Below are 25,024 nucleotides of genomic sequence, written 5' to 3' on the forward strand. Positions count from 1 at the left end.
GTGGGCAGCCCGAGGCCGCCGGCCGCCTGGCCGTCGGCCGCGGAGGCGGTACCGGCGCCGACCGCCGCGATGGCGATGCCGAGCGCCGCGGTGCCGGCGGCCTTGAGAGCCTGCTTCATGGTTGGTCCTCTTCGGGTCCTCGTCGGTGGCCGACTTCACGCACGGGAGCGGCGGACGGGCGACCGCCGCCGCGACCTGTCGGCAATGACGGGCACACCGTAGTGAGCCGACCACGCGGGAGCCAAAGAGCATTCACTCACCCGAGTGAGTAGTCGGATGAACGACAACTCCATTGCAGGAACGTGGCGTTCATCCGACCGCGAGGCCCGGTCGCACCCCCCGGCGGCTCAGTTGGAGCCGGCGCCCACGCTGAACAGCCACTCCGCCTTCAGCTCGGCGTAGCCCGGCTTGATCACGTCGTTGATCATCGCCAGCCGCTCGTCGAAGGGCAGGAACGCGGACTTCATCGCGTTCACCGTGAACCACTCCAGGTCGCCCAGGGTGTAGCCGAAGGCCTCCACCACGTGGCCGAACTCGCGGCTCATGCTGGTGCCGCTCATCAGCCGGTTGTCGGTGTTCACGGTGACCCGGAACTTCAGCCGGCTGAGCAGCCCGATCGGGTGCTCGGCGTACGAGGAGGCGGCGCCGGTCTGGATGTTGGAGGTCGGGCACATCTCCAGCGGGATGCGCTTGTCGCGCACGTACGCGGCCAGCCGGCCGAGCTCGACCGCGCCGTCCTCGCCCACCGTGATGTCGTCGACGATCCGCACGCCGTGGCCGAGCCGGTCGGCGCCGCAGCACTGCAGGGCCTCCCAGATCGACGGCAGGCCGAAGGCCTCGCCCGCGTGGATGGTGAAGTGGTTGTTCTCGCCCTTGAGGTAGTCGAAGGCGGCCTGGTGGCGGGTGGGCGGGTAGCCGGCCTCGGCACCGGCGATGTCGAAGCCGACCACGCCCCGGTCCCGGTAGCGGTTGGCCAGTTCGGCGATCTCGGTGGAGCGGGCGGCGTGCCGCATCGCGGTCAGCAGGGTGCCGACGCGGATCCGGTGGCCGGCCTTGCGGGCGTTGGCCTCGCCGAGGCGGAAGCCCTCCTGGACGGCTTCGACGACCTCGTCCAGGCTCAGCCCGGCCTCCAGGTGCTGCTCGGGGGCGTAGCGGACCTCGGCGTACACGACGCCGTCGGCGGCCAGGTCCTCGGCGCAGTCCGCGGCGACCTTGATCAGCGCCTCACGGGTCTGCATCACGGCGCAGGTGTGCGCGAAGGTCTCCAGGTAGCGGACCAGCGAGCCGGAGTCGGCGGCCTCGCGGAACCACTCGCCGAGCTCCTTGGGGTCGGTGGTGGGCAGGCCCTGGTAGCCGCAGGCGGCGGCCAGTTCGACCACGGTCTCCGGGCGCAGCCCGCCGTCCAGGTGGTCGTGCAGGAGGACCTTCGGCGCGCGGCGGATCTGGTCGGAGGTGGGGATGCGCGGGCCGGTGCCCGCGGTGGTGACGGGGATCTGCTGTTCCATTGCGGAAATATAGCCCCTACGCGCGTAGACCGACCACCGCGAACACCGCCGGATGGTCCAAACTCCACCCGGAATTCCACCGCCCGGTCCATACGATCCACCAAAGCGTCAGTCGGCCGGAGCGGCGCCGTCAGTCGTGCTGCAACAACCGCCCGCGCCGGGAGAGCACGAAGTCCCGGAACGCCTCCGCCGGCGGGGTCAGCGGCCGCCCGGCCGCCCACGCCAGCCCGATCGCCCGCCGGGTGCGCGGCGACGTCACCTCCAGCTCCACCACCCCCGGCCGCGGCACCAGCGCCGGCGGCAGCAGCGCCACCCCGAGCCCGGCCGCCACCAGCCCGCGCAGCGTCTCCGCCTCCTCCCCCTCGAACGCCAGCCGGGGGACGAACCCGGCCTGCGCGCAGAAGCCGTCCGTGATCACGCGCAGCCCGTACCCCCGCTCCAGCCCGACGAACGGTTCCTCCGCCACCTCGGCCAACCGGATCCGCCGCCGCCCGGCCAGCCGGTGGTCCGCCGGGACGACCAGGTGCAGCCGCTGCTCCTCCAGCGGGCGGGCGGCGAAGGCCGGGTCGTCCGGCAGCGGCGCGACCAGGCAGAGGTCCAGCTCCCCGGCCCGCAGCCGCTCCAGCATCGCCGCACCGTAGTCCTGCACCAGCTGGAACCGCACCCGCGGGTGCGCCGCGCGGAAGCCGCGCAGCAGCGCCGGCACCGCGTCCGGCCCCATCGTGTGCAGGAAGCCGAAGGCCACCAGTCCCACCGCCGGGTCCGCCTCCGCCCGGGCCGCCGCCGCGCCGCGCTCGACCTCGGCCAGTGCCCGCTCCACCGAGGCCAGCAGCAGCCGGCCCGCCCTGGTCAGCCGGACGGTCCGGCCCTGACGGGCCAGCAGGCCCACCCCCAGTTCCTCCTCCAGCCGGGCCACCGCGCGCGACAGCGTCGGCTGCGGCACCCCGAGCAGCGCGGCCGCCTGGGTCACGTGCTCCAGCCGGGCCACCGCCGCGAACTGGGCCAGCCGGGGCGCCAGCAGCACGGCCGGCTCCTCCGGCCCCAACTCGGCCGCCCGGTACCGCTGCTCGCCACCGTCCGCCTGTTCCGGACCGGACATCGCGCCACCACCTCGACTCATACGTCAGTGCATCGATCATCCATGCTTCATGCATTGGACGCATCAACAGCGTCGGGCCTACGGTCGACGTCATGCAGCCCGCCGATACCAGGGCATCCGTGACCTCCCCGGATGCCCCCGCCATCCCCTCCTGTGCCGCCGCCGCGGACGACCGCCACCGCCCCGGCCAGCGCGCCTTCCGCCGCGCCAACCTCGCCCTGTTCGCCGCCGGGGTAGCGACCTTCGTCCTGCTCTACTCCACCCAGGGCCTGCTGCCGATCCTCTCGGCCGACCTCGACCTCACCCCCGGCCAGGCCAGCTGGACGGCCTCCGCCGCCACCCTCGGCCTCGCCCTCGGGCTGCTCCCGGCCAGCGCGCTCTCCGACAGGTACGGCCGCACCGCGGTGATGACGGCCTCCACCCTCGCCGCCTCTGCACTCGCCCTCGCACTGCCCTTCGCGCCGGACCTCACCGCCCTCGTCGCCCTGCGGGTCCTCCAGGGCGTCGCCCTCGCCGGACTCCCGGCCACCGCCATGGCCTACCTCGCCGAGGAGGTCCACCCCAGCGCGCTGCCCTCCGCGATGGGCCTGTACGTGGCCGGCAACAGCATCGGCGGAATGGGCGGGCGGCTGCTCTCCGGCTGGACCGCCGCCGGGCTCGGCTGGCGCTGGGGGCTCGCCGCCTCCGCCGTCCTCGCCCTGCTCGCCACGCTCGCCTTCCGGCTGCTGATCCCCGCCGCCCGGCACTTCACGCCGGCCCCGGTCGACGCCCGCGCACTCGCCCGGACCGTCGGACGGCACCTGCGCAACCCGCTGCTGGTGCGGCTGTACGCGCTCGGGATGCTGTTCATGGCGGTGTTCGGCGCGGTCTACAACACCGTCGGCTACCGGCTGATCGCCGCGCCGTTCCACCTGCCGGAGTCAATCGCCGCCTCGATCTTCGTGGTCTACCTGGTCGGCACCGGCACCTCCGCCGCGGCCGGCCGGCTCTCCGGCCGCCTCGGCCGGCGCGGCGCCCTCTACGTCTCCATCGGCGTGACCGCGGCCGGCCTGCTGCTCTCCCTCGCCGAGTCCCTGGTCTGCGCCCTGCTCGGCCTGGTCCTGATCACCGCCGGCTTCTTCGCCGGCCACGCCACCGCCTCCTCCTCGGTCGGCCGCACCGCCACCGAGGGCCGCGCCCAGGCCTCCGCCCTCTACCTGATCGCCTACTACCTCGGCAACAGCCTCGGCGGCACCCTCGGCGCCGACGCCTACCACGCCACCGGCTGGCCCGGCGCCGCCACCGTCGGTCTCACCGCCATGGCCCTCGCCGCCGCCGTCACCCTCTACGCCACCCGCCGGGCCCACGCCGCCCGGCGCTCAACACCCGCTGTCCGGGCCTGAGCACGCGGAAGAGCCCGTATCCGGTCGACCGGATACGGGCTCTTCGGCGTGCTCAGGCGGCCGGCGCCTGGAAGCGGAGCTCCGAATCGGTGCCAGGCACCACGTGGATGTCCAGCTCAGCCTCCAGAGCCACCGCCAGCTTTTCCAGCAGCGGCAAGGTGGGCACGGTACCGGCGCCCTCGATGCACTCGATGTCTTCCTCGGTCATGCCGGCGCGACGAGCCACCTCCGCCTCCGACAGACCCAGCGCGGTGCGGCGATCGTAGAGAGCCTGCCCGAACACCCTGGCATAGCGCATTTCCCGCCGGAACGCAGCCATCTCCGGGCTCTCCTCCACCTGTTCACCCAACAGCTGGCGTGTGCGACGGGTCTTCCACTGGGAGTGGTTCATCGCAGCTTTCCTTCCGGGACGATCCGGCGCTCAGGAGCGAGCCAGTAAGTGACTCTCGTGGCCGCGCGCCCCAGATCGAAGCGAAGCTCACGCAATGGCCCGCCCAGGTGACGCGAGAGCGGCTCGCCAAGCGTCGTCGGATGATCTGCCAAGTAATCGACGTGATCCTCAACGCTGGCATAGTGCCGCGCCGGAAGCGCGACAAGCCAGTCACGGACCTCAGGTTCGATCTCGACCGCGAAGCGGTCAACTCCCGTGTGCGGCAGCGTGGAGCACGCTGCCGCACACGGCGCAATCGCATGACTACGCGATGCGATCCAGCACGATCGGGTTCGGGGTGAAGGCCGTGCCCGCCGGTGCGACCTCGATGCCGCCGGCGAGGGCCTCGACGGCGTAGTCGAAGCGCTCCGGGGTGTCGGTGTGCAGGGTCAGCAGGGGCCGGCCGGCCACCACGGTGTCGCCGGGCTTGGCGTGCATCTCGACGCCGGCGCCGGCCTGCACCGGGTCCTCCTTGCGGGCGCGGCCGGCGCCCAGGCGCCAGGCGCAGACACCGATCGCGTAGGCGTCCAGCGCGGTGAGCACGCCGGAGGCGGGCGCCGGGATGACGTGCTGCTCGCGGGCGACCGGGAGCGGGGCGTCGACGTCGCCGCCCTGGGCGGCGATCATGCGGCGCCAGTGGTCCATCGCGGAGCCGTCGCGCAGCGCGTCCGCCGGGTCCTTGCCCTGCACGCCGGCCGCGGCGAGCATCTCGCGGGCGAGCGCGAGGGTCAGCTCCACGACGTCGGCCGGGCCGCCGCCGGCGAGCACCTCCAGGGACTCCCGGACTTCCAGCGCGTTGCCCGCGGTGAGGCCGAGCGGGGTGGACATGTCGGTGAGCAGGGCGACGGTGTTGACCCCGGCGGTGGTGCCCAGGCCGACCATGGTGCGGGCGAGTTCGCGGGCGTCGTCCAGGTTCTTCATGAACGCCCCGGAGCCGACCTTGACGTCCAGGACCAGCGCGCCGGTGCCCTCGGCGATCTTCTTCGACATGATCGAGGAGGCGATCAGCGGGATGGCCTCGACGGTGCCGGTGACGTCGCGCAGCGCGTACAGCTTCTTGTCGGCCGGCGCGAGGCCGTCGCCCGCCGCGCAGATCACCGCGCCGGCGCCGCGCAGCACGTCCATCATCTCCTCGTTGGAGAGCAGGGCGCGCCAGCCGGGGATGGACTCCAGCTTGTCCAGGGTGCCGCCGGTGTGGCCGAGGCCGCGGCCGGACAGCTGCGGGACGGCGGCGCCGCAGGCGGCGACCAGCGGGGCGAGCGGCAGGGTGATCTTGTCGCCGACGCCGCCGGTGGAGTGCTTGTCGCTGGTGGGCAGCGGCAGCGAGGAGAAGTCCATCCGGACGCCGGAGCGGATCATGGCGTCGGTCCAGCGGCTGATCTCGCGCGGCTGCATCCCGTTCAGCAGGATCGCCATCGCCAGCGCGGACATCTGCTCGTCGGCGACCTCACCGCGGGTGTAGGCGTCGATGACCCAGTCGATCTGAGCGTCGCTCAGCTCTCCGCGATCGCGCTTGGTCCTGATGACGGAGATGGCGTCCATGCGTGCTCCAAGAGGGGTTTCAAAAGCGAAGAGTGTCGCGAGATGACCGGGTTCCGGCCCACTCGCGACACTCTACGCGCGTAACAAACAGAGAGGCTAGAGCCGCTCCGGCCCGAACGCGTCGGGCAGGACCTCGCTCATCGGCTTCACGCCCGAAGCCAGTTCGATCAGCAGCCCCGGCCCGCCGTGCTCGTACAGCAGCTGGCGGCAGCGCCCGCACGGCATCAGCAGTTCGCCGGCGCCGTCCACGCAGGTGAAGGCGACCAGCCGGCCGCCGCCGGAGGAGTGCAGCGCGGACACCAGCCCGCACTCGGCGCACAGCCCCAGCCCGTACGAGGCGTTCTCGACGTTGCAGCCGGTGACCACCCGGCCGTCGTCCACCAGCGCGGCCGCACCGACCGGGAACCTGCTGTACGGCGCGTACGCGTGGCCCATGGCCTCGCGCGCCGCCGTGCGCAGCAGCTCCCAGTCGATCACGGACGGCGCCGGAGGAACGGGCGCGGTCACTTGCCCTGGCCCTTGCGGTAGATCTGGCCGTCCGCCTTCGGCATCCGCAGTCGTTGCGAGGCCAGCGAGAGCACCACCAGGGTGATCACGTACGGCGTGGCGACGATCAGCGGGCGCTGCACCTCGTCGGTGAACGCGTACCAGCAGAGCAGGCCCGCGGCCGCCGCGACGGTGAGCGCCGTCGAGACGTACTTGCGGCGGTACAGGTGCCAGAGCGCGAGCAGGATCAGCGCGATGCCGACGATCAGGATCAGCACGTGCACCGACTCCGGGTCGCGCAGCTGGAGGCTGTCGGTGAAGCCGAACAGGCCTGCGCCCATGGCGAGGCCGCCGGGCATCCAGTTGCCGAAGATCATCGCGGCGAGGCCGATGAAGCCGCGGCCCGCCGTCTGGCCGTCCTTGTAGAAGTGCGCCGCGACCAGCGAGAGGTACGCACCGCCGAGGCCGGCGAAGGCACCGGAGGCGACGACCGCGAGGTACTTGTACTTGTAGACGTTGACGCCCAGCGACTCGGCGGCGGTGGGGTTCTCACCGCAGGAGCGCAGCCGCAGGCCGAACACCGTGCGCCAGAGCGCGAAGTAGCTGACCACGATCAGCGCACCGGCCAGCAGCACGACCACCGAGATGTTGGTGACCAGGCCGCCGAGCACGCCCGCGACGTCCGAGACGAAGAACCAGTGGTGGCCCTCGATGCCCTTCAGCCCGGAGGACAGGCCGGGGACGGTGATGTACGGCAGCGGGTCCGCCGGCGGGGACTGGTTCTGGCCGGCACCGACCGAGACGTAGTCCTTGTAGTAGATCCGGTTGACGTACGCACAGATGCCGGGGATCAGCAGGTTGATGCCGACGCCGGAGACGATGTGGTCGACGCCGAAGGTGACGGTGACGAGCGCGTGCAGCAGACCGCCGAGCGCGCCGCCGGCCATGCCGGCCAGCAGGCCGACCCACGGGTTGACGAGGTAGCCCGCCCAGGCGCCGCAGAAGGTGCCGGCGACCATCATGCCTTCGAGACCGATGTTGACCACACCGGCCCGCTCGGACCAGAGACCGCCCAGACCGGCCATGCCGATCGGCACGGCGGCGCCGAGCGCGGCGGTGACCTGCCCGGAGGAGGTCAGCGAGTGGTTGCCGGTGGCCATGCCCACGGCGGAGAACAGCACCAGGGCGCCCGCGATCAGCAGCAGCACCACCGGCCAGGACAGCTTGTACTTCTTCGCGGGCGCGCCCGACGCCTTCGGACGGGCAGCGGTGGCCGTGCTCATGCGGACACCTCCTTCTTCTCAGCGGCCGCGGCGGCCTGGGCGGCGAGCTCGGCGCCGACCTTCTGCTGCTGGCGCTTCAGGCCGTAGCGGCGCACCAGCTCGTACGCGACGACGACGCAGATGACGATGGTGCCCTTCATGACGTCGACGATCTCGAAGGGGAACTCGCCGTTCAGGGGCAGCGGCAGCACCGAGCCGGCGGCGTCCAGGAAGGCGAACAGCAGCGCCGCGAAGGCCATGCCGATCGGGCTGTTCCGGCCGAGCAGGGCGATCGAGATGCCCAGGAAGCCCAGGCCGGGCTGGAAGGTCTGGCCGAAGTAGTACGAGTTCTGCAGCAGTTCGGGCAGGCCGATCAGACCGGCGATCGCACCGGAGACGACCATCGAGATGACGACCATCTTCTTGACGTTCACGCCGGAGGCCGTCGCGGCGCTCTCCGAGCGGCCGGTGGCGCGCAGGTCGAAGCCGAAGCGGGTGCGGGTCAGCACGAACTGGAAGACCACGCCGACCACGACGGCGACGATCAGGAAGCCCCAGAGCTTCCCGCCGTCCGTCTCGATCGAGAAGAAGTGGCTGGACTGCGAGACCGGGTTGGTCTGGATCGAGTTGCTGGTGCCGCTGACCTTCGGCGCGAAGATCCCCGGGACGAGCAGCACACCGACGATCGCGGTCGCGATCGAGTTCAGCATGATGGTCGAGATGACCTCGCTGACGCCGCGGTAGACCTTCAGCAGACCGGCGATGCTCGCGTACAGACCGCCGACCAGCATCGCGGTGATGAGCAGCAGCGGGATCTGGATGAACGCCGGCAGGTCGAGCTGGCCGCCGACGAAGGCCGCGAACAGCGCCGCGACCTTGTACTGGCCCTCGACACCGATGTTGAACAGGTTCATCCGGAACCCGAACGCGGCGGCCGCGGCGGCCAGGTAGTAGGTGGTGGTCCGGTTGAGGATCTTCACCTGGCCGTCCGACTTGGTGGCGTACGTGATCATCACGTTCCACGCGTCGAACGGGTTCTTGCCCGAGGTGGCCAGCAGGACGGAGCAGATCGCGACGGACAGCACGATCGCGAGCACCGGCGCGGCCAGCGCGAGCGTGATCCGCTCACCGCTGAACCGCTGCGCCAGGCCGGGCTTCGCCGCGGCGGGGTTGGGACTGGTCATGGGTTACTCCCCCGCCTGCGGGTCGTCGGCGGTGTCGGTGGGCTGGTGCCCGGCCTCGGCCTCGGTGCCCTCGGCCGCGACGGCCTGCGCCTCGGCGACGGCCTCCGGCTCGGACTCGATGTGGCCGCTGGCGGCACCGGTCATCGCGGTGCCCAGGTCCTCGGCGGTCACGGTGGCCGGGTCGGCGTCGGCGACCAGACGGCCGCGGTAGATGACCCGGATGGTGTCGGAGAGGCCGATCAGCTCGTCCAGGTCGGCGGAGATCAGCAGGACGGCCAGGCCCTCCCGCTGGGCGGAGCGGATGTGCTCCCAGATCTGCGCCTGCGCGCCGACGTCCACGCCGCGGGTGGGGTGGGCGGCGATCAGCAGCTTGGGCTGGTGGCTCATCTCGCGGCCGATGATCAGCTTCTGCTGGTTGCCGCCGGAGAGCGAGGCCGCGGTGACCTCGATGCCGGGGGTGCGGACGTCGTACGCCTCGACGATCCGCCAGGTGTCCTCGCGGGCGGCGGACGGGTCGAGCAGCACGCCCTTGGAGTTGGGCGCCTCGGTGACGTGACCGAGGATGCGGTTCTCCCAGAGCGGGGCCTCCAGCAGCAGGCCGTGCCGGTGGCGGTCCTCGGGGATGTACCCGATGCCGGCCTCGCGGCGGGCCCGGGTCTGGGCACCGGAGAGGTCCTTGCCGTCCAGGGTGACGGTGCCGGCGTTCAGCGGCAGCATGCCCATGATGGCCTCGACCAGCTCGGCCTGGCCGTTGCCCTCGACACCGGCGATGCCGAGGATCTCGCCCTTGTGGATGCGCAGCGAGATGTCGTCCAGGACGACGCGCTCGATGCCCTCGGCGTCGGTCTTGGCGATCCGCAGCGCGTCGACGTCGAGCATCACCGTGTCGGTGACGGTCGACTCGCGGCTCTCCGGGGAGGGCAGCTCGGCGCCGACCATCAGCTCGGCCAGCTGACGGGCCGTGACGGACTTCGGGTCGGCGTCGCCGACCGTGGTGCCGCGCCGGATGACGCTGATCGCGTCGGCCACCGCCAGCACCTCGTGCAGCTTGTGCGAGATGAAGATGACGGTGACGCCCTCGGACTTGAGATCCCGCAGGTTGTCGAACAGCGCGTCGACCTCCTGCGGGACGAGCACGGCCGTGGGCTCGTCGAGGATCAGGATCTTGGCGCCGCGGTACAGCACCTTGAGGATCTCGACGCGCTGGCGGTCGGCGACGCCGAGGTCCTCGACCAGGGCGTCCGGGCGCACGCCCAGGCCGTACTGGTCGGAGATCTCCTTGATCTTCGCCTTCGCCTTGGCGCCGATGCCGTGGATCTTCTCGCCGCCGAGGACGACGTTCTCCCACACCGTGAGGTTGTCGGCGAGCATGAAGTGCTGGTGCACCATGCCGACGCCGCGGGAGATGGCGTCGCCGGGAGTGTTGAACTCGCACAGCTCGCCGTTGATCGCGATGGTGCCCTCGTCCGGCTTCTGCATGCCGTAGAGGATCTTCATCAGCGTCGACTTGCCGGCGCCGTTCTCACCCATCAGGGCGTGCACGGTGCCGGTGCGGACGGTGAGGTTGATGTCGTGGTTGGCCACGACACCCGGGAAGCGCTTGGTGATGCCGCGCAGTTCGACGGCCGGTGTCGCCGTCCCCGCGCTGGGGGTGCCGTCCTTGCGCAGGGGGACGGGGTCGGATGCGGTGATGGCGATCTCCTGGTGGTCTGGAGGCGCGTCGTTGCGCTCGGAGGGCCAAGGGGGAACGTGGGGACGGAACGGGGCCCGGGGGTACGCGTTGAGCGCACCCTGCCGGGCCCCTCCCGTGAACTGTGTCGTCACATCGCGCTGCCGGACAGCCGGCAGGCGCTGCGGCGTCCCGGACGCGCGGTCCTTACTGGACCGGCGCGGTCGGGATGGTGGTGGCGCCGGACGTGATCGCGTCGGTGGCGGCCTTCAGCTTGTCCTGGATGTCGTCGATCTTGCCGCCGGTGGTGGCGAGCGAGACACCCTGGGCCTTCAGGTCGAACAGCTTGATGCCGGTCGGGTTCTGGCCCTGCTTGACCGACTGGATGTACGAGAACACCGCGGTGTCGACGTTCTTGACCATCGAGGTCATGATGGCGCCCTTGTACTTCGCCAGGGCCGGCTGGTTGGCCTGGTCGGAGTCGACACCGATGGCCAGCTTGCCGGCGTTGGCGACGGCCTCGATGGCGCCGTTGCCGGAGGAACCGGCGGCGGTGTAGACGACGTCCGCGCCCTTGTCGAGCTGACCCTGCGCGGCCTCCTTGCCCTTGTCGGGCGAGGTGAAGCCGGTGAAGTCCGGCGGGGTGGTCAGGTAGGTGGTCTCGACCGTGATGTTCGGGTCGACGGACTTCACACCCGCCTTGTAACCGGCCTCGAACTTCTTGATCAGCTCGGTCTGCACACCGCCGATGAAGCCGACGTGCTTGGCCTTCGACTTGTTCGCGGCGGCGACACCGGCCAGGTAGGAGCCCTCCTGCTCGGCGAAGAGCAGCGAGGTCACGTTGGACGGCTGCTCCTTGTCGTTGGAGTCGATGATCGCGAACTTGACGTCCGGGTTGTCCTTGGCGAGCTTGTTGACCGCCGGCTGGTAGACGAAGCCGACCGCGACGATCGTCTTGTAACCCGCGTCGATCAGGTTCTTGAGGCGGGTCTCCTTGTCGGCCTCGGCCTCGCCCGGCTTGGCCTCGGCCTCGGTCACGGAGACGCCCAGCTCGGACTTGGCCTTGTCCAGACCGCGGGCGGCGGAGTCGTTGAACGACTGGTCACCGCGGCCGCCGATGTCGTAGGCCATGCCGACCTTGAGCGAGCCGTCGCCCGAGCCGGCAGAGGAGGAGTCGGTGCTCTTTGCGCCGCAAGCGGCGAGCGAGGCCATGCCCAGGGAACCCGAGAGCACAACCGCGGCGAGCTTCATTGAACGGCGCAAGGGGATATCTCCTTCTACACGCAACCGTTTGGCGTGGTCGGACGCCACCGTAACGCGCGTAGAACACGGTTGTGTTACGAGCCGCTGGCGCATATGGGTTGTTATCAAAACGTGGTCTCGTGTCGTTGTCGACAACGAGCGCCGCAGCCCGTATAGGAGTGTGACCTGCGCGTGGACAGGTTGGCTCAAAGCCCTCTTATCTTGATCGCGCGCATTCAAGTCGAATGGCAGTCATGGCTCTCATACGAAGGACCGCATCCAGCGTAGCCGTTGCCGCCATGGTCGTTGGCCTGGGCCTGGGCATCGGTGGCTCCACCGTGGCGAGTGCGCAGACGACCGGCGTGACCTGCGGTGCCGTCACCTCGACCTCGGACGGCCACACCATCTACGTGACGTGTTACGGAGGCGGCGGCATCTATCGCATCGTCGCGAAGTTCTGCAACACCAGCTCCTGCCAGTGGGTCGCCAGCAACTGGGTCTACGCCGGCCAGGCCGCGACCATCAGCACCGGCGGCTACTACTCCGGCGAGTGGCACCTCGAAGAGGGCTGATCCGGCGCGGCCCCACCGTCGACGGGTGGCGCGGCCCCGGCCGCGCCACCCCCTTCGCTAGAGCGCGTCCGCCTCCAGGGCCAGCGCCGAGAACAGCTCCACGCCGATGCCGATCGCGCGCTCGTCCACGTCGAACCGGCCCTGGTGCAGGTCCCGGACGGTGGCGTCGCCGGGCGCGCGGACGCCGAGCCGGGCCAGGGCGCCCGGTGCGTGTTCCAGGTACCAGGAGAAGTCCTCGCCACCCAGGCTCTGTTCGGTGCCCTCCACCACCTGCGCCCCGTCCCGGCCGAAGCGGGCGTTCATCGCCTCTTCCAGCCGGGCGACCGAGACCGCCTCGTTGACCACCGGCGGCACCCCGCGGTGGTAGTCCAGCGTCCACTTGGCCCGGTAGGTCTCGGCCACCTTGGCGATCAGCTCGTGCAGCAGGTCCGGCGCCTCGCGCCAACCGTCCAGCTCCAGGCAGCGGACGGTGCCCTCCAACTCGGCGTGCTGCGGGATGACGTTGGGCGCGGAGCCGGAGGCGATCCGCCCCCAGACCAGGCTGACGCCCCAGCGCGGGTCCATCCGGCGGGCCAGCGCGCCCGGGAGGTCGGCGGCCATCCGGGCGACCGCGGTGACCAGGTCCGTCGTCAGGTGCGGACGGGCGGTGTGCCCGCCGGGGCCGTCCAGGTGGAGCACCAGGCGGTCGCAGGCCGAGGTGATCGCCCCGACCCGCAGGGCGATCCGGCCGACCTCCACCTTCGGGTCGCAGTGCACCGCGAAGATCCGCCCGACGCCCGCCATCCCGCCGGCCTTGATCACGTCCAGCGCGCCGCCCGGCATGACCTCCTCCGCAGGCTGGAACACCAGCCGGACGGGGCGGCGCAGCTCGCCGGTGCGGACGGCGTCGGCCAGCATCAGGCCGGTGCCGAGCAGCACCGAGGTGTGCACGTCGTGGCCGCAGGCGTGGGCCCGGCCGGGGACGGAGGAGCGGTACGGCACGTCGGTCTTGGCGTCGTCGATCGGCAGCGCGTCGATGTCGGCGCGGAAGGCCAGGAACTCCGCACCCGGGGCGGTGCCGGGCGGGACGATGTCGACGAGCATGCCGGTGCCGCCCGGCAGCACCCGGGGTTCGAGGCCGGCGGCCACCAGCCGGTCGCGCAGCAGCCCGGTGGTTCGGAACTCCTGGCGGCCCAGCTCCGGATGCCGGTGCAGATCACGGCGGAAGGCGATCAGCTCGGGCTCCAGCGCCCGGACCCGGTCGCGCAGTTCGGCGGCGGGACGTGCGAGGGCGAGAGTGGCGCCCGACTGAGCGGGCTCAGGACGGTTCATCTCGCCAATCGTAGGCCTGTTGGGGGGATTTGGCCCGACTTCCGGAAAACTAGTCCCCGGATGGGTGCATACCGGCCGGACAGGTGGGTATGACATCTCGTTTCAGCCGCCTTCCCCGGGTTGCGTGACCTGTGCAACGATCGCCCCGGCCGGTGGTCACGGACGCCACGCTCTCCACCGCACCGGCCCGTTGACGGCCGTTCATCGGAACGTCAGAAGCGCTCCACCGGGGCGTACGTCCCCCAGACCCCGCGCAGCGCGTCGCACACCTCGCCGACGGTGGCCCGGGCGGCCAGCGCCTCCTTCATCGGATACAGCACGTTCCCCGCCCCCTCGGCGGTGCGGCGCAGCGCGTCCAGCGACCGGGTGACGGCGCCGGCGGAGCGCTCGGCCCGCAGCCGGGCCAGCCGCCGCGCCTGCCGCTGTTCGATCGCCGGGTCCACCCGCAGCGGCCGGTACGGCTCCTCCGTGTCCGACCGGAAGCGGTTGACGCCGACCACCGTCCGCGCGCCGGAGTCGGTCTCCTGCTGGAGCCGGTAGGCGGTGCGCTCGATCTCGCCCTTCTGGTAGCCGCGTTCGATCGCCGCCACCGCGCCGCCCTGCTCCTCGATCCGGTCCATCAGCGCCTGCGCGGCGGCCTCCACCTCGTCGGTGAGCGACTCGACGGCGTAGGAGCCGGCGAACGGGTCGACGGTGGCGGTCACGTCGGTCTCGTACGCGAGCACCTGCTGGGTGCGCAGGGCGAGCCGGGCGGCCTTCTCGGTGGGCAGCGCGATCGCCTCGTCGAAACTGTTGGTGTGCAGCGACTGGGTGCCGCCGAGCACCGCGGCGAGCGCCTGTACGGTGACCCGGGCCAGGTTGACCTCGGGCTGCTGGGCGGTGAGCTGCACTCCCGCGGTCTGGGTGTGGAAGCGCAGCATCTGCGAGCGCTGGTCCCGGGCGCCGAATCCGTCCCGCATGACTCCGGCCCAGATCCTGCGCGCGGCACGGAACTTGGCCACTTCCTCCAGCAGGGTCGTGCGGGCCACGAAGAAGAACGAGAGCCGGGGGGCGAAGTCGTCCACGGCCATCCCGGCAGCGAGCGCGGTGCGGACGTAGGCGATGCCGTTGGCCAGCGTGAAGGCGATCTCCTGTACGGGGTCGGCCCCGGCCTCGGCCATGTGGTAGCCGGAGATGGAGATGGTGTTCCAGCGCGGGATCTCGGCCCGGCAGTACCGGAACACGTCGGCGGCCAGCCGCAGCGAGGGCTGCGGCGGGAAGATGTAGGTGCCGCGGGCGATGTACTCCTTCAGCACGTCGTTCTGGACCGTGCCGGTGAGCGCACCCGGCGCCACCCCCTGGGCCTCGGCGACCAGCTGGTAGAGGAGCAGGAGCAGGGCGGCGGGCGCGTTGATGGTCATCGAGGTGGACACCTCGCCGAGCGGGATGCCCTCGAACAGCACGGCCATGTCCTCGACGCTGTCCACGGCGACGCCCACCTTGCCGACCTCCCCGGCGGCGAGCGGCGCGTCCGAGTCGTAGCCCATCTGGGTGGGCAGGTCGAAGGCGACCGAGAGGCCGGTGCCGCCGCCCGCGATCAGCTGCCGGTAGCGGGCGTTGGACTCGGCGGCGGTGCCGAAGCCCGCGTACTGGCGCATCGTCCAGGGGCGGCCGGTGTACATCGTCGGGTAGACGCCCCGGGTGTAGGGGTACGCCCCCGGCCGGCCCAGCCGGGCGCCGGCGTCCCAGCCGGCTAGGGACTCGGGGCCGTAGAGCGGCTCGATCTCGAAGCCCGACTCGGCTCGGCGCGGCTCGGTTGCCATGGGGTCCTCCGGAGCTGGGGATCGGGGTCCTCGCAATGTAGGACGCGACCGGCCCGCCGGGGCGGCGACGCGGTTGAGATGATCGAGTGAACGACCGACCGACGAGCCCCAGGGAGTGGCAATGACCGAGCAGAAGGTGGCCGTGGTCACCGGTGCCAGCAGCGGAATCGGCGCGGCGACCGCCCGCCGGCTGGCCGCCGAGGGCTTCGACGTGGTGCTGGCCGCCCGCCGCACCGACCGCATCGAGGAACTGGCCAAGGAGATCGCCGAGCGGGGCGGTTCGGCCCGCGCGGTCACCCTGGACGTCACCGACCGGGCCGCGGTGGACGCCTTCGCGGCCGCGATCGGCCGGGTGGACGTCCTGGTGAACAACGCGGGCGGCGCGATCGGCGCCGAGACCGTCGAGCACGGCGACCCGGCCGACTGGCGGGCCATGTACGAGGTGAACGTGCTCGGCGTGCTGCACGTGACGCAGGCGCTGCTGCCGGCCCTGCGGGCCACCGGCGACGGCACGGTGCTGGTGCTCTCCTCGACCGCCGCGCTGGCCGCGTACGAGGGCGGCGGCGGGTACGTCGCCGCCAAGCACGCCGCGCACACCATCGCCGCCACGCTGCGGTTGGAGCTGTGCGGGGAGCCGATCCGGGTGATCGAGATCGCGCCCGGCATGGTGAAGTCCGAGGGCTTCGCGATCACCCGCTTCCGTGGCGACGAGGAGAAGGCCGCCGCGGTGTACGCGGGCGTGGCCGAACCGCTCACCTCGGAGGACATCGCGGACACCGTGGCCTGGGCGGTCACCCGGCCCTCGCACGTGAACATCGACCTGCTGGTGGTCCGCCCCCGGGCGCAGGCCGCCAACCACAAGGTCCACCGCGGCTGAGCCGGGCCCGGCGGGCGGCCCCGGACGGGGGCCAAGATCGAACACGTCACCCCCCGGTGGTACACACGTGCGATGAGAACCTTCCGGGCCGCCCGCCCACGGGTCCTGCTGACCGCGGTGGCGGCAGGCACCCTGCTGCTCACCTCAGCCTGCGACGACGCCGCCAAGCCGGCCCAGGGCCAGGCCGCCGGCAGCACCGCACCCGCCGCCGCGGCCCCCGCCGCCATCCCGACGCCGACGCCCAAGCCCACCGGCGAGGCCGACCCGGCGCTCAAGCCCTTCTACGGCCAGCAGATCGCCTGGCCGACTGCCCGGCCGACCCGCAGGCCCAGAAGGCCAAGATCGACATATCCGGAATGCAGTGCGGCAAGCTGCACGTCCCGCTCGACTACGCCAACCCCGCCACCGACGCGCTCGACGTCGCGCTGATCAAGTACCCGGCCGCCAAGCCGGACCAGCGGCTCGGCTCGCTGATGGTCAACCCCGGCGGTCCCGGCGAGTCCGGCGTCGGGATGGTCAAGTACGGAGCCAAGCAGTTCGCCGGCACCCTGCACGACCGCTTCGACGTGATCGGCTTCGACCCCCGCGGCACCGGCGACAGCTCCCCGGTCGTCTGTTACGACGACAAGCAGCACGACGCCGTCAACCAGATGGACGCCCCGCTCGACCCGGCCGTCCGCAAGGCCGAGCGCGCCAAGCTGTCCGCCGAGCACGCCGCCACCTGCCAGGCCAAGTCCGGCAGGCTGCTGCCCTTCGTCGGCACCCGCAACACCGCCCGCGACCTGGACGTGCTGCGCGCCGCGGTCGGCGACAAGCAGCTCAACTACCTCGGTGTCTCCTACGGGACGTACCTCGGCGCGCTCTACGCCGAGGAGTTCCCGAAGAACACCGGCCGGCTGATCCTGGACGGCGCGGTCGACCCCGGCCAGGACCGGCTGGACCACGGGGTCGACCAGCAGATCGGCTTCGAGAAGTCCTTCGAGCGCTTCGCCGTCGACTGCGTGGAGAACCACGCCGACCAGTGCCCGCTCGGCAAGGACGAGGCCAAGGCCGCCAAGAAGGCCGCCGACTTCCTCGACGGGCTGTACGACCACCCGCTGACCACCAAGGACGGCCGCAAGCTCGGCCGCGACCAGGCCTGGACGGGCACCATCTCGCTGCTCTACGGCGACGAGAAGACCTCCTGGGAGTACCTGCGCGCCGCCCTCGGCTGGGCGATGGTGCGCAACAAGGGCGACTACCTGCTGGCCTTCGCCGACGACTACAACGGCCGGGACGAGAACGGCCACTACAGCCCGCTGGACGAGGCCAACGCTGCGATCGGCTGCGCCGACGCCGCCCGCCCCGCAGCCACCCCCGAGCACGCCAAGGCCGCCGTGGACCGGCTGCTCGCCGAGGCACCGCTGCTGTCCAAGGGCGTCACGGTGGACGACTACACCGAGCCCGGCTGCGCCGACTGGCCGTTCAAGACGCAGGAGAAGCCGCACACCGTCCGGGCCGAGGGCAGCGCGCCGATCCTGGTGGTCGGCACCACCGGCGACCCGGCCACTCCGTACGCCTCGGCCGAGACGCTGGCCAAGGGCTTCGCCAACGCCACCCTGCTCACCCGGGTCGGCGAGGGCCACGGCGCCTTCGGCAAGGGCAACACCTGCATCGACCGGGCCATGGAGGCCTACCTGGCCGAGGGCACGATGCCGGCCCCGGGCACCCGCTGCACCTGAGCCCCCGGCCGGGACGACCTGGATGTTCGGCGGACGGCAGCGCCGAACATCCAGGAGGAGGCGGGGAGCTCGCTGACGCGAAAGTGTCAACGTCACAACTTGATAGCTCGTCCGGATGAATTCGGCGCGCGGCCTCCCCAACTGGTGACCGCTCAACTACCTTTGAAGCGCTGCCCGACCGGCGCCCACGCGCCCCTCCGCAGCCCTTATTCCACCTGCTCACCACCCCACTTCACCGGCACCTTCCCGCCCTCACGAGGAGGACCCGCTGGCCAGCGACATCCCGTCACAGCGGCTCGACGCCAGAACAGAGCCGACCCTCCTCGGGTTGCACCGCTTCAACGAAGCCGACGCCGGCGCCGCCGAGGAGGCCCTGCTGGCCTGCTGCGGCAGCCACCGCTGGGCCCTGCGCCTCACCGCGCACCGGCCCTACCCCGACATCGAGTCCCTGCTGGCCGCCGCCAGCGAGGCCTCCTACGACCTCCGCCCGGCCGACCTCACCGAGGCACTGGCGGACGAGGGCTGGATGCCGCAGCCACTGCTCGGCATGCGGGCCCCCGGCAGCCAGGCCGCGCACACCGCACTGCGGGCGGCGCACGCCGCGTACGAGGCCCGGTTCGGCCACGTCTTCGTGGTCTGCCTGGAACGGGTCGCCCCGGAGGAGATGCTCGACACCGTGCTCTCCTCCATCCGCACCCGCCTCGCCAACGACCCGGACGAGGAGCGGCTGATCGCGGCCGACGAGCTCCGCCGGATCGCCCTCACCCGCCTGGAACACCTCGTCGCCACCCAGTCGGAGGCCGCGGCACGCTGAGCCCCCATCGCGCCACCTTCATCCGTCCGGGTGACTCCACCCGTGAATCCACCCGGACGAGTGAGGCCGGACCGCCACTGAACCCGAACCACCGCGTGAACCGGAACCGCCGCGCCCCGCACCCTCCGGTGCGGGGCGCGAGCATGCCGTCACGTACCGTGACGACAGCCGGTTTGGTTCCCGCTCCGCTAGGCCAGAAGTGCCTGATTGATCACACCTGGGGCCCCCGGAGGCGGTTCACGACAAGGCGTCGATAGGATGCTGGCGGCCGGTGGACCGTACCCGGCCGGGCTGACCGACACCGAAGCCGGCCGAGCCCCCAATCGCTTCCGGAGGGTTTTTCCGTGCCGGCTGGAACGCTGTACCGCGGCCGGGAAGGCATGTGGAGCTGGGTGGCTCATCGAGTCACCGGCGTCCTCATCTTCTTCTTCCTGTTCGCCCACGTCCTGGACACCGCCCTCGTGCGAGTGTCGCCGGAGTCCTACGACACCGTCATCCAGACGTACAAGACTCCGCTCGTGAACCTGATGGAGTACGGCCTGGTGGCCGCCATCCTGTTCCACGCCCTGAACGGCCTGCGCGTCGTCGCAGTGGACTTCTGGTCCAAGGGCCCGAAGTACCAGAAGCAGATGCTCTGGAGCGTCGTCGGCGTCTGGGTCCTCCTGATGGCCGGTTCCTTCTACGGGATCCTCCAGCACACGCTGATCTCCTGGTTCGGGAAGTGAGCCGAGACATGTCCACGGAAATCTCCGACGCCATCGTCGTCCCCTCCAAGCAGGTGCACACCGGCAAGGGACTGGGCACCGGCAACCCGGCCGACGCGTTCGTCATCGAGCCGCCGCGCAAGCGGACCAAGAAGACCCCGCGCCGCACCCGCACCAACTTCGAGATGCTGGCCTGGCTCTTCATGCGCCTGTCCGGTGTCGTTCTGGTCGTCCTGATCCTCGGTCACCTGCTGATCATGCTGGTGCTCGACGGCGGCGTCTCCAAGATCGGCTTCGCCTTCGTGGCCGGCCGCTGGGCCTCGCCGTTCTGGCAGGGCTGGGACCTCCTGATGCTCTGGCTCGCCATGCTGCACGGCGCCAACGGCATGCGTCAGGTCATCAACGACTACGCCGAGAAGGACTCGACCCGGCTCTGGCTCAAGGGACTCATGGGTACCGCCACGGTCTTCACCGTGCTGCTCGGCACCCTGGTGATCTTCACCTTCGACCCCAACATCTGAGCCGCGAGCACCATCGACCATCGGCAGAGGCCAGAGGCGAGTTAACCCCCCATGCAGATTCACCAGTACGACACCGTCATCGTCGGCGCCGGCGGCGCCGGCATGCGCGCGGCCATCGAGTCGACGCAGCGCAGCCGCACCGCCGTCCTGACCAAGCTCTACCCGACCCGGTCCCACACCGGCGCGGCCCAGGGCGGCATGTGCGCCGCCCTCGCCAACGTCGAGGAGGACAACTGGGAGTGGCACACCTTCGACACGGTCAAGGGTGGTGACTACCTGGTCGACCAGGACGCCGCCGAGATCATGTGCAAGGAGGCCATCGACGCCGTCCTCGACCTGGAGAAGATGGGTCTGCCCTTCTCCCGCACCGAGCAGGGCCGGATCGACCAGCGCCGCTTCGGCGGTCACTCCCGCAACCACGGCGAGGCCCCGGTCCGCCGCTCGTGCTACGCGGCCGACCGCACCGGCCACATGATCCTCCAGACGCTGTTCCAGAACTGCGTCAAGCACGGCGTCGAGTTCTTCAACGAGTTCTACGTCCTCGACCTGCTGATCAACGACGGCAAGACGGCCGGCGTCGTCGCCTACGAGCTGGCCACCGGCGAGATCCACGTCTTCCAGGCCAAGTCGGTCGTGTTCGCCTCCGGCGGCACCGGCAAGTTCTTCAAGGTCTCCTCCAACGCCCACACCCTCACCGGTGACGGCCAGGCCCTGGTCTACCGCCGCGGCCTGCCGCTGGAGGACATGGAGTTCTTCCAGTTCCACCCGACGGGCATCTGGCGCATGGGCATCCTGCTCACCGAGGGCGCCCGCGGCGAGGGCGGCATCCTGCGCAACAAGGACGGCGAGCGCTTCATGGAGCGCTACGCCCCCGTCATGAAGGACCTCGCGTCCCGTGACGTCTGCTCCCGCGCGATCTACACCGAGATCCGCGAGGGTCGCGGCTGCGGTCCGGACGGCGACCACGTCTACCTGGACCTGACCCACCTGCCGCCGGAGCAGCTGGACGCCAAGCTCCCGGACATCACCGAGTTCGCGCGCACCTACCTCGGCATCGAGCCCTACACGGACCCGATCCCGATCCAGCCCACCGCGCACTACGCCATGGGCGGCATCCCGACCAACGTCGAGGGCGAGGTCCTGCGCAACAACACCGACATCGTCCCGGGCCTGTACGCGGCCGGCGAGGTCGCCTGCGTGTCCGTGCACGGCGCCAACCGCCTGGGCACCAACTCGCTGCTGGACATCAACGTGTTCGGCCGTCGCGCGGGCATCGCCGCCGCCGACTACGCCAACGCGAACGAGTTCGTCGAGCTGCCCGAGAACCCGGCCGAGAAGGTCCAGGCCCTGGTCGACGGCCTGCGCGAGGGCACCGGCACCGAGTCCGTGGGGCAGATCCGCAAGGAGCTGCAGGAGACCATGGACGCCAACGCCATGGTGTACCGCACCGGCGCCACCCTGAAGCAGGCGGTCGAGGACATCGCCGCGCTGAAGGAGCGCTACAAGAACGTCTCCATCCAGGACAAGGGCTTCCGCTACAACACGGACCTCCTGGAGGCCGTCGAGCTGGGCAACCTGCTCGACCTGGCCGAGGTGCTGGCCGTCTCCGCGCTGGCCCGCGAGGAGTCCCGCGGCGGCCACTACCGCGAGGACTTCCCGACCCGTGACGACGTGAAGTTCATGCAGCACACCATGGCGTACCAGGAGGTTGCCGCCGACGGCACCACCTCCATCCGCCTCGACTACAAGCCGGTCGTCACGACCCGCTACCAGCCGATGGAGCGTAAGTACTGATGAGCACTCCGACCGTGGAGAAGCACTCGGCCGCTCTGGACGCGGTCGAAGCCGGTGCCGTCCAGCCGATCACCGTCACCTTCCGGATCCGCCGGTTCAACCCGGAGGAGCACCCGGACCCGGTGTGGGTCGACTACCAGCTGACGATGGACCCGAAGGAGCGCGTCCTGGACGCGCTCAACAAGATCAAGTGGGAGCAGGACGGCACCCTCACCTACCGCCGTTCCTGCGCGCACGGCATCTGCGGCTCCGACGCCATGCGGATCAACGGCCGCAACCGGCTGGCGTGCAAGACCCTGATCAAGGACGTCAACCCGGAGAAGCCGATCACGATCGAGGCCATCAAGGGCCTGACGGTCCTCAAGGACCTGGTCGTGGACATGGACCCGTTCTTCCAGGCGTACAAGGACGTCATGCCGTTCCTCATCACCAAGGGGAACGAGCCGACCCGCGAGCGGCTGCAGTCCGCCGAGGACCGCGAGCGCTTCGACGACACCACCAAGTGCATCCTGTGCGCCGCGTGCACGTCGTCCTGCCCGGTGTTCTGGAACGACGGCCAGTACTTCGGCCCGGCCGCCATCGTCAACGCGCACCGCTTCATCTTCGACTCGCGCGACGAGGGCGCCGAGCAGCGCCTGGAGATCCTCAACGACCGTGAGGGCGTGTGGCGCTGCCGCACCACCTTCAACTGCTCCGAGGCCTGCCCGCGTGGCATCGAGGTCACCAAGGCGATCCAGGAAGTGAAGCGGGCGCTGGTCACCCGCCGCTTCTGATCGTCTGATCCCTGTCCGACAGGCCGAAGGCCCCGCCCGATCGCTCGGGCGGGGCCTTCGTGTTTGCCGGGGTCAGCGCAGGGCGCCGAGGTCCCTCGGGGCGGACCAGCCGCTGAAGGTCACCAGGTGGCGGTCGGCGGTGACGGCCCACAGGTCGGGCTTGCCGTCCCCGTCACCGTCGCCCGCGCTGTCGAGCGTCGGGTACGCGGCGGTGGTGAAGCCGGTGGCGACGACGTTCGCCGAGGGGTCGGCGAGGGCGGAGAAGTCCAGCAGGCCGTTGGCCTGCTTGACGATCGGGTAGGCGTGCAGAACGCCGGTGGCCCGGTCACGCGCCCACAGGGTGAGGTTGCCCGAGGCGTCCGCGCCGGGGGCGATCAGGTCGTAGCCGCTCCAGTCGCCGGTGGTGGCGACGGGCTGGGCGCTGGAGTACCGGAGCAGGCCGTCGTAGTAGGCGTAGAGCTTGCCGTGCTCGACCGAGACGAGGACCGGCCAGGACGCCTGGGCCGTAGGCTTGCGGCTGCCGAGTGCGACGAGCCGGTCGGAGCCGGACCAGTCCTCGGTGTAGCCCTCGGGGCAGGGGATCGTCGCCGCGGTGGCGTCGACGCAGCGGGTGGGCTTGTCCACCAGGCTCGGATAGGACTGGCCGAAGTCGCCCTGGTACCGGTTGTTGTAGGCGTACAGGAAGCCCGGGTTGCCCTTGGGATGCACCAGCAGGTCGTCGCCGGGGGCATGGCCGTTGATCCAGCCGCGGTGCAGCACCTCGTCGTCCTGCCAGCCGGCGCGGAGCGGGGCGAGCACGGCCGGGACGGTCGAGCTCGGGGTGGTGTCGGTCGCGGCGGCGCTGATGATCTGGAGGTTGCCCTGGGCGTCCGGGACCAGGATGTCCGGCACTCCGTCGCCGTCCACGTCGCCCGGGACCATCGGCTTGGGGCGCGGGTCCCACGGGGCGTAGAAGGTGTAGGTGGCCGGCTGGCTGACGTTGCCGGCGTTGTCCATGGCCTGGACGGTCAGGATGTTGGTGCCCCAGTCCCTGGGCTTCAGGGTGAGCTGGGCGGTGCCGTCGGCGCCCGCCTTGACGGTGTGTCCGGAGGCGCAGTCCCAGCCGACGCTCAGCGAGCCGTCCAGCACGTACTGGTAGCAGGCCACACCGGAGGCCTCGCCACCCGCCGGGGCGGCGTCGAGGCCCTTGAGGGTGAAGACACCGTTCTCACCGGCGTACTTGCCGGGGGTCGTGCCGGAGCCGCTCTCCGGGAAGTCGGTGGAGGAGACGGACAGGCCCGGGTGGGTCAGGTCGACCCGGAAGTGGCAGGTCGGGGTGGGCTTGCCACTGCCCGGGGAGTACTCGGGCCAGGCCTGCCAGGAGTAGGAGTGGCCGTCCGCCAGAGCGGAGGTGGCCAGCTTGGCGGCGCCGCCGGTGACGTCGGCGGTGGTGTCGACGATCTTGTCGTGCTCCGGGGTCGAGTCGTCCCAGAGCTTGAAGCGCACCTGCGGGGAGGTCGCCGAGACGGTCAGCACCGGGTTCGCGACCTCCAGCCAGCCGGGGGCGGTGGTGTCGTCGCAGGCGTCGGTGCGCAGTCCGGTGGAGGTGAAGCCCGGCGCGGGCACTGCCTTGGGGTCGGTGACCGCGTCCCCCGGTACGGCGGCGGCGCCGGGCGCCGCGAGCAGCCCCGCCGCGAGCACCACCACGGTCGCCCCGCCGAGTCTGCGGGCATGCCGAAGTGTCATGAATCCCCACCCCTAATGATCAGCCGCTCGGCCGAGTGCCGAAGCCGTGAGGATCTTGCCAGTGGGGACCGACAGCGGCAACGGTGATTTCTCAGTCGGTGACCGGGGCGCGGCGGGTGGCGCGCAGGCCGCGCAGGCCGATGCTGCCGACGGCGATGCCGAGGACGAAGGAGGTGACGGCGAGCAGGAGGTGGATCCAGAAGAAGGCGGTGGGCTGGGAGTGGTCGCCGTTGGTGAAGGCCTGGCCGCCGGAGTCCTTCCAGAGGTTCTTCACGAAGGTCGTCCAGATGATGATCGACCAGACCCCGAAGGCGGTCAGGAACCAGGAGGTGCGGCGGCTGAGCTTCATGGGGGTCCTCGGCGTGTGAAGGCGGTGTGCATCCCCAGTATGCGCGGGCCGCCGATCGGCGTACGGCGGGCCCCTCCTGCGGAGGACGGTCCCCCGGGAGCGGGCGCCGGAAGCCGGGAGTGGGTACGGTCTGCTGGTGCCCACACCCCGTCATACGTTCGGTCGCCTGTGCGTCGCGGTCACCGCGGCCCTGCCGGTCCTGCTCGCCGCCCCGGCGGGCGCGGCCCCGCAGCAGCCGCCCCCGTCGGCCGCGATCGGCG

At 71.1% G+C, this 25,024-nt stretch carries 24 protein-coding genes; 10 read left to right on the forward strand and 14 right to left on the reverse strand.

The window, feature by feature from the left end:
• Positions 1-347: 347 nt before the first annotated feature.
• Both KS423_RS11330 and KS423_RS11335 read right to left on the reverse strand, forming a co-directional pair.
• Entirely contained in the window at positions 348-1,505 is a 1,158-nt protein-coding gene (locus KS423_RS11330) for an adenosine deaminase (RefSeq protein WP_224277899.1), read from the reverse strand.
• 130 nt (positions 1,506-1,635) lie between these two features.
• The gene (locus tag KS423_RS11335) at positions 1,636-2,604 is read right to left on the reverse strand and encodes a LysR family transcriptional regulator (protein ID WP_224277901.1); all 969 of its coding nucleotides are present in this window, start codon (positions 2,602-2,604) and stop codon (positions 1,636-1,638) included.
• Between the two features lie 92 nt (positions 2,605-2,696).
• Here KS423_RS11335 and KS423_RS11340 point away from each other — a divergent pair, with 92 nt between their 5' ends.
• Positions 2,697-3,986, forward strand: coding sequence for an MFS transporter (locus tag KS423_RS11340; protein ID WP_224277903.1), 1,290 nt, complete (start codon positions 2,697-2,699; stop codon positions 3,984-3,986).
• Positions 3,987-4,038: 52 nt separating this feature from the next.
• Here the strand turns inward: KS423_RS11340 and KS423_RS11345 are convergent, their stop codons facing one another.
• The 8 genes from KS423_RS11345 to KS423_RS11380 form a co-directional block, all read right to left on the reverse strand.
• The gene (locus KS423_RS11345) at positions 4,039-4,377 is read right to left on the reverse strand and encodes a helix-turn-helix domain-containing protein (RefSeq protein ID WP_224277905.1); all 339 of its coding nucleotides are present in this window, start codon (positions 4,375-4,377) and stop codon (positions 4,039-4,041) included.
• Positions 4,374-4,694: a type II toxin-antitoxin system RelE/ParE family toxin gene (locus KS423_RS11350; RefSeq protein WP_308020171.1), complete on the reverse strand. Its 321-nt coding sequence runs from the start codon at positions 4,692-4,694 to the stop codon at positions 4,374-4,376. Before KS423_RS11350 ends, KS423_RS11345 begins: the two co-directional genes overlap by 4 nt.
• Positions 4,681-5,958 (reverse strand): thymidine phosphorylase, encoded by a 1,278-nt coding sequence (locus KS423_RS11355; protein WP_224277907.1) that lies wholly within the window; start codon positions 5,956-5,958, stop codon positions 4,681-4,683. Before KS423_RS11355 ends, KS423_RS11350 begins: the two co-directional genes overlap by 14 nt.
• 96 nt (positions 5,959-6,054) lie before the next feature.
• Positions 6,055-6,465 (reverse strand): cytidine deaminase, encoded by a 411-nt coding sequence (locus tag KS423_RS11360; RefSeq protein WP_224277909.1) that lies wholly within the window; start codon positions 6,463-6,465, stop codon positions 6,055-6,057.
• Positions 6,462-7,727 (reverse strand): ABC transporter permease, encoded by a 1,266-nt coding sequence (locus KS423_RS11365; RefSeq protein ID WP_224277911.1) that lies wholly within the window; start codon positions 7,725-7,727, stop codon positions 6,462-6,464. The genes KS423_RS11360 and KS423_RS11365 overlap by 4 nt, the downstream gene beginning before the upstream one ends.
• Positions 7,724-8,890, reverse strand: a complete 1,167-nt coding sequence (locus tag KS423_RS11370) for an ABC transporter permease (RefSeq protein WP_224277913.1) — start codon at positions 8,888-8,890, stop codon at positions 7,724-7,726. The genes KS423_RS11365 and KS423_RS11370 overlap by 4 nt, the downstream gene beginning before the upstream one ends.
• Before the next feature lie 3 nt (positions 8,891-8,893).
• On the reverse strand, positions 8,894-10,420 hold the full coding sequence (locus KS423_RS11375) for an ABC transporter ATP-binding protein (protein WP_374119939.1): 1,527 nt from the start codon (positions 10,418-10,420) through the stop codon (positions 8,894-8,896).
• 346 nt (positions 10,421-10,766) lie between these two features.
• Positions 10,767-11,822 carry a BMP family protein gene (locus tag KS423_RS11380; RefSeq protein ID WP_224277918.1) on the reverse strand — a complete coding sequence of 352 codons (1,056 nt, stop codon included), beginning with the start codon at positions 11,820-11,822 and terminating at the stop codon, positions 10,767-10,769.
• Positions 11,823-12,100: 278 nt separating this feature from the next.
• Between KS423_RS11380 and KS423_RS11385 the strand changes: the two genes are divergently transcribed.
• Positions 12,101-12,373, forward strand: coding sequence for a hypothetical protein (locus KS423_RS11385; RefSeq protein WP_224277919.1), 273 nt, complete (start codon positions 12,101-12,103; stop codon positions 12,371-12,373).
• Positions 12,374-12,430: 57 nt separating this feature from the next.
• On the opposite strand, the gene KS423_RS11390 is transcribed toward KS423_RS11385, so the two are convergent.
• Complete coding sequence (locus tag KS423_RS11390) at positions 12,431-13,684, reverse strand: amidohydrolase (RefSeq protein ID WP_224277921.1); 1,254 nt, start codon at positions 13,682-13,684, stop codon at positions 12,431-12,433.
• Between the two features lie 212 nt (positions 13,685-13,896).
• A complete protein-coding gene (locus KS423_RS11395) occupies positions 13,897-15,486 on the reverse strand; it encodes a methylmalonyl-CoA mutase (RefSeq protein WP_224277923.1) in 1,590 nt (529 codons plus the stop codon).
• A 121-nt stretch (positions 15,487-15,607) separates the two neighbouring features.
• Between KS423_RS11395 and KS423_RS11400 the strand changes: the two genes are divergently transcribed.
• The 8 genes from KS423_RS11400 (at position 15,608) to KS423_RS11435 (ending at position 22,690) form a co-directional block, all read left to right on the forward strand.
• Positions 15,608-16,363 carry an SDR family oxidoreductase gene (locus KS423_RS11400; protein WP_224277925.1) on the forward strand — a complete coding sequence of 252 codons (756 nt, stop codon included), beginning with the start codon at positions 15,608-15,610 and terminating at the stop codon, positions 16,361-16,363.
• Positions 16,364-16,435: 72 nt separating this feature from the next.
• A complete protein-coding gene (locus KS423_RS11405) occupies positions 16,436-16,792 on the forward strand; it encodes a hypothetical protein (RefSeq protein WP_224277926.1) in 357 nt (118 codons plus the stop codon).
• Positions 16,720-18,084: an alpha/beta hydrolase gene (locus tag KS423_RS11410; protein WP_224277927.1), complete on the forward strand. Its 1,365-nt coding sequence runs from the start codon at positions 16,720-16,722 to the stop codon at positions 18,082-18,084. Before KS423_RS11405 ends, KS423_RS11410 begins: the two co-directional genes overlap by 73 nt.
• Positions 18,085-18,412: 328 nt before the next feature.
• On the forward strand, positions 18,413-18,898 hold the full coding sequence (locus KS423_RS11415) for a 2-oxo-4-hydroxy-4-carboxy-5-ureidoimidazoline decarboxylase (RefSeq protein ID WP_224277928.1): 486 nt from the start codon (positions 18,413-18,415) through the stop codon (positions 18,896-18,898).
• A 344-nt stretch (positions 18,899-19,242) separates the two neighbouring features.
• Positions 19,243-19,623, forward strand: a complete 381-nt coding sequence (sdhC, locus tag KS423_RS11420) for a succinate dehydrogenase, cytochrome b556 subunit (RefSeq protein ID WP_224277929.1) — start codon at positions 19,243-19,245, stop codon at positions 19,621-19,623.
• A gap of 8 nt (positions 19,624-19,631) precedes the next feature.
• Complete coding sequence (sdhD, locus tag KS423_RS11425) at positions 19,632-20,123, forward strand: succinate dehydrogenase, hydrophobic membrane anchor protein (RefSeq protein WP_224277930.1); 492 nt, start codon at positions 19,632-19,634, stop codon at positions 20,121-20,123.
• Between the two features lie 51 nt (positions 20,124-20,174).
• Positions 20,175-21,917 (forward strand): succinate dehydrogenase flavoprotein subunit, encoded by a 1,743-nt coding sequence (sdhA, locus tag KS423_RS11430; protein WP_224277931.1) that lies wholly within the window; start codon positions 20,175-20,177, stop codon positions 21,915-21,917.
• Positions 21,917-22,690 (forward strand): succinate dehydrogenase iron-sulfur subunit, encoded by a 774-nt coding sequence (locus tag KS423_RS11435; RefSeq protein WP_224277932.1) that lies wholly within the window; start codon positions 21,917-21,919, stop codon positions 22,688-22,690. The genes sdhA and KS423_RS11435 overlap by 1 nt, the downstream gene beginning before the upstream one ends.
• 72 nt (positions 22,691-22,762) lie before the next feature.
• Here KS423_RS11435 and KS423_RS11440 read toward each other — a convergent pair whose 3' ends face one another.
• Positions 22,763-24,415, reverse strand: coding sequence for a hypothetical protein (locus KS423_RS11440; RefSeq protein ID WP_224277933.1), 1,653 nt, complete (start codon positions 24,413-24,415; stop codon positions 22,763-22,765).
• A 91-nt stretch (positions 24,416-24,506) separates the two neighbouring features.
• The gene (locus KS423_RS11445) at positions 24,507-24,764 is read right to left on the reverse strand and encodes an SCO4848 family membrane protein (protein WP_224277934.1); all 258 of its coding nucleotides are present in this window, start codon (positions 24,762-24,764) and stop codon (positions 24,507-24,509) included.
• Positions 24,765-25,024 lie beyond the last annotated feature (260 nt).

Source organism: Streptomyces sp. LS1784 (assembly GCF_020103755.1).
Lineage (GTDB): Bacteria > Actinomycetota > Actinomycetes > Streptomycetales > Streptomycetaceae > Kitasatospora.

Coding starts and splice junctions, on each gene's coding strand:
- KS423_RS11375 (WP_374119939.1), bottom strand. CDS start 10,420: ATGGGTGAGAACGGCGCCGGCAAGTCGACGCTGATGAAGATCCTCTAC.
- sdhD (WP_224277930.1), top strand. CDS start 19,632: ATGTCCACGGAAATCTCCGACGCCATCGTCGTCCCCTCCAAGCAGGTG.
- KS423_RS11335 (WP_224277901.1), bottom strand. CDS start 2,604: ATGTCCGGTCCGGAACAGGCGGACGGTGGCGAGCAGCGGTACCGGGCG.
- KS423_RS11355 (WP_224277907.1), bottom strand. CDS start 5,958: ATGGACGCCATCTCCGTCATCAGGACCAAGCGCGATCGCGGAGAGCTG.
- KS423_RS11385 (WP_224277919.1), top strand. CDS start 12,101: ATGGTCGTTGGCCTGGGCCTGGGCATCGGTGGCTCCACCGTGGCGAGT.
- KS423_RS11410 (WP_224277927.1), top strand. CDS start 16,720: ATGCAGTGCGGCAAGCTGCACGTCCCGCTCGACTACGCCAACCCCGCC.
- KS423_RS11435 (WP_224277932.1), top strand. CDS start 21,917: ATGAGCACTCCGACCGTGGAGAAGCACTCGGCCGCTCTGGACGCGGTC.
- KS423_RS11400 (WP_224277925.1), top strand. CDS start 15,608: ATGACCGAGCAGAAGGTGGCCGTGGTCACCGGTGCCAGCAGCGGAATC.
- KS423_RS11365 (WP_224277911.1), bottom strand. CDS start 7,727: ATGAGCACGGCCACCGCTGCCCGTCCGAAGGCGTCGGGCGCGCCCGCG.
- sdhA (WP_224277931.1), top strand. CDS start 20,175: ATGCAGATTCACCAGTACGACACCGTCATCGTCGGCGCCGGCGGCGCC.
- KS423_RS11395 (WP_224277923.1), bottom strand. CDS start 15,486: ATGGCAACCGAGCCGCGCCGAGCCGAGTCGGGCTTCGAGATCGAGCCG.
- KS423_RS11345 (WP_224277905.1), bottom strand. CDS start 4,377: ATGAACCACTCCCAGTGGAAGACCCGTCGCACACGCCAGCTGTTGGGT.
- KS423_RS11340 (WP_224277903.1), top strand. CDS start 2,697: ATGCAGCCCGCCGATACCAGGGCATCCGTGACCTCCCCGGATGCCCCC.
- KS423_RS11405 (WP_224277926.1), top strand. CDS start 16,436: ATGAGAACCTTCCGGGCCGCCCGCCCACGGGTCCTGCTGACCGCGGTG.
- KS423_RS11445 (WP_224277934.1), bottom strand. CDS start 24,764: ATGAAGCTCAGCCGCCGCACCTCCTGGTTCCTGACCGCCTTCGGGGTC.
- KS423_RS11440 (WP_224277933.1), bottom strand. CDS start 24,415: ATGACACTTCGGCATGCCCGCAGACTCGGCGGGGCGACCGTGGTGGTG.
- KS423_RS11390 (WP_224277921.1), bottom strand. CDS start 13,684: ATGAACCGTCCTGAGCCCGCTCAGTCGGGCGCCACTCTCGCCCTCGCA.
- KS423_RS11370 (WP_224277913.1), bottom strand. CDS start 8,890: ATGACCAGTCCCAACCCCGCCGCGGCGAAGCCCGGCCTGGCGCAGCGG.
- KS423_RS11330 (WP_224277899.1), bottom strand. CDS start 1,505: ATGGAACAGCAGATCCCCGTCACCACCGCGGGCACCGGCCCGCGCATC.